We start from the raw sequence: 2,742 nt of genomic DNA, 5'->3' as shown, positions 1-2,742 counted from the left end.
CAGGCCTCGAAGGGCTGGTCAGTTGCTTTCCGACGGTTTTGAAGAAGCGGATCTTGGCCGCTTCCAGTTCCTCGGTCGCCTCCTGCATGCGCGCCTTGGCGGCGAACAGCCGTTCCTCGGCCTGTTGACGGTCGGCCTCGTTCAGCGCGCCGCCCGAGATGCCTTGCCGGATGTCGCCGAGAATTGCCTGGTGGAAGCCGAGATTCTTCTTCGCTTCGGCAACGATCGAGGCCTGCAGCATGTATTCCAGATAGTCCTGGACAACGGACAACCCGATGAATTCGGACCGTTCCAGAACGCGGAACGAAGCGCCGTCGACGCGCGATGCCTGACGGTTCAATTCGGCCCGCCTTCCGCCGCTGTCATAAAGCGTCTGCGAAACGGTAAGATCCGTTTCAGCCGGATAGAGCGCATCGCCTTCGATGGAAAGAGAGCGCCGGGACGGATTGTCGAGCCGGCGAACGCCAGCCGATGCCTCGACATCGACACTGGGAAGATAAAGGCCCTTGGCCTGCCGCAACTCGAACTCGATGGCTTCGCGATTTTCGATCGCCTGTCCAATCTCGGGATTGGACTCCACCGCGACAGCCATCGCCTCCTTGAGCGTGAGCGCGTGAGCGCTGCCGCAGGTCAGCATGGTGGCCGCCATCAAAAGACCAAGGCGCCTGCCTATGGTCGACATGTTTGTCGTATTCATTAATCCCACCCTAACGTTTCCCCAGCGTCCTTTTCAGAGCGCTAACCAAGCCAAGGCCTGCCCGTCGGTGGATTATTCACAGATTCACGAAATATGTGAGCGATTATTGATTTAGAGATCGCTAAATAGCCTTTTTGGGCAACAAGGCTGCGAGATGTAGCAAAAATAGCACATAACGTCGGCTCGCTGCGGTTGTATCCAGACGCCGCATTCAGTGGGAAAGCACAAAAAACGGCAGGCCAGTGGGCCGGTATGGCCAGAATCATGGCCGGTTCGGATAGCGGCTGTCGATGATCCAACCTGAAGTTGAGCCCTTTTTCAGGCACGCCCCTTTGGATGCCGCGTCCAAAAATACTCCATCGCGGCGGCCGGCGTACGCTTCATGTGGCTCACTGCGGCCAAAAGCTGGTCAGCGCGCACCCTAATTTGCGCTCAACGCCACCATGCGGTCGAGCGCCGCGGTCAGGCCGCGAAGCGACACAGGGAAGCTCAGCGGGGTCTCGGCGTCCGTCGTGACATTGAGCTTCAGCACCGAGCCTCCCCTCAGCTTTCCAAGCGTCGGCCGATCAACCGTAAAGACGGAGACGCAACCCGTCGGCAGGCAGGTCCTGAAGCGCTGCGGGGACGGCGGTTGATCGTCGATCTGCAGCGTCACGCCCGGATCAAGGAGGATGCCGAAGGGCAGAAGCAGGGTAGCCGTCGTCGAACCGTCCGGGCGTGCCGCGATCTCCATGGCAAGAAGCCTCTGCCCGTTCTGCTGGACCTGGTCTTGCGCAAGCGAGCACACTCTCGCCTTTTCCCGTACCGAACAGGTCACGCTCCAGTCCTGATAGACCTCACGCAGCGATGAGGGTCCATCCGGGACAGCCGCCACCTGTTGCTGGGCAGACGCCGGCGACATCAATGAGAATAGAATTGCTCCACATGCGGAGACGGCCTTCGGGCCAAGCTTCATGTGCAGACCCATTCGCGGATCTTGCATTTCTCTCCCGTCGCCTCGCAGGCCTGCAAAGCGAGATCCTCCGCTTCCCGACGGGTCTCGGCCGAGTTCACGCCCCAGGGCGTGAAACGGTTCTCCACTTTGTCTGCCACGGCAAGCGCACCGCAGTGCTTGTAGGGAAAGCCGGTCTCGTCGTCATCATTCCAATGGCGATGGTTGCGGAAGACGGTGACGACGTTGCAGGCCTTTCCGCCTGCGTTCTCGCAATATTTCTGTGCGATGTCCTTCGCTTCCTGCCGCTTGTCGGCGCCCCAGAAGAAGCCGTATTTGCTATCGGCCTGCGAATAGGCAATGGCCGCCCATATGCCCTTTTCCTCCTGTTGCGGTTCCGATGGGGCCACAAGGTCGGCTGAGACGACTTGTCCGCTCCACAACAAGGTCAAGCCCAAAACTGCCAAAGCCTGCAATCTCATGGTCGGCATCCTTTCCTTGACCTCACTCGCTTCGCGTCCTACTTCGCCGCCGAAGCAAGGGAGATCACCACACAGCTTTTGCCCGTCGGCAGGAGAAGCGCTTCACCGGCATTGCCGCCGAGCTCGTAGACCTCGACCTGCCCGAGATGGTCGGTGATCTTGCTGCCCTGCGGCAGGATGGATGGGATGTCGGCGCACGGGCTGGCGAATGGCGCCACCCGCACCATCGCCCCTTCGCAACCCGTGGCGGTGGGCGATGCGAAGACGATGCCGGCGGCCGGTCCGCTATAGCGTTCCGACGCATAGTCCATGCCGACAAAGGCCTGGATGGCGTGCTTGTCGGCGGCCTGGTCGTTCCACAGGGATTTGACGCTGTATTTCGTGCCGGTCGTCAGGATCTGTCCGAGCACTGGATAGACGGTCGAGCAGGCCTGCACACCGGCCTGCTTGACATGCTCGAGGAAGGGCGTGTCCGGAAGCACGGGGGCCGCCGCTGTTGCTGCAGGTGCGGCCGTCGCGCCGCCGACCAGATTGGCGACCGCGGCGTAATTCCCGGCGGCGAAGCCAAGCCCCGCCACGACCAATCCCAGCAGTGAATATCCGGCCGCGCGTGGCCAGCGCCTTGGGGGCTC

4 protein-coding genes are annotated in these 2,742 nt (G+C 61.3%); all 4 read right to left on the bottom strand.

The window, feature by feature from the left end:
- The coding region (locus EOA22_RS29955; RefSeq protein WP_164756013.1) for a TolC family protein at positions 1-697 on the bottom strand (697 nt) is incomplete at its 3' end.
- A gap of 421 nt (positions 698-1,118) precedes the next feature.
- The gene (locus tag EOA22_RS29950; RefSeq protein ID WP_063168902.1) at positions 1,119-1,664 is read right to left on the bottom strand and encodes an invasion associated locus B family protein; all 546 of its coding nucleotides are present in this window, start codon (positions 1,662-1,664) and stop codon (positions 1,119-1,121) included.
- Positions 1,649-2,110, bottom strand: coding sequence for a DUF4189 domain-containing protein (locus EOA22_RS29945; RefSeq protein WP_013529842.1), 462 nt, complete (start codon positions 2,108-2,110; stop codon positions 1,649-1,651). Before EOA22_RS29945 ends, EOA22_RS29950 begins: the two co-directional genes overlap by 16 nt.
- A 38-nt stretch (positions 2,111-2,148) precedes the next feature.
- Positions 2,149-2,742 (bottom strand): hypothetical protein (locus EOA22_RS29940; protein WP_127390446.1); only part of this gene is annotated, 594 nt, incomplete at its 5' end.

The organism is Mesorhizobium sp. M7A.F.Ca.US.014.04.1.1, from assembly GCF_003998745.1.
GTDB classification, from domain to species: domain Bacteria; phylum Pseudomonadota; class Alphaproteobacteria; order Rhizobiales; family Rhizobiaceae; genus Mesorhizobium; species Mesorhizobium ciceri.
Note: the sequence above shows the minus strand (reverse complement) of the source record. Positions and strands in the feature narration are given on the sequence as shown.